At 55.8% G+C, this 267-nt stretch carries 1 protein-coding gene; it reads left to right on the top strand.

What is annotated here, in order from left to right; all coding sequences use genetic code 11:
• A partial coding sequence (locus EGV92_RS14030) for a hypothetical protein (RefSeq protein ID WP_165525638.1) occupies positions 1-267 on the top strand: 267 nt, incomplete at both ends.

The raw sequence follows: 267 nt of genomic DNA on the forward strand, positions 1-267 counted from the left end.
TACTGACAGAGCGCCCCAAGCAGACACCATAGCGCCAACTGCCCCAGTTATTGGCTTTGAAAGCACCGGTGCTGACGACGTTTATAACAGCGAAGAGGTGGGTGAAGATAGTACCATCACCGCCACCGTTACCGTCCCTGAAGGCACTGAGGTTGGTGACACGCTAACAGTTAACGGTGAAGTCGCCCCCGTGACCCAAGCAATCATCGACGACGGAGTTGCCATTGAGATTGCCCCGGGCACTGAGGTTAGCGCTAGCGTCACTGA

This window comes from Psychrobacter pygoscelis, from assembly GCF_004335015.1.
GTDB lineage: Bacteria > Pseudomonadota > Gammaproteobacteria > Pseudomonadales > Moraxellaceae > Psychrobacter > Psychrobacter pygoscelis.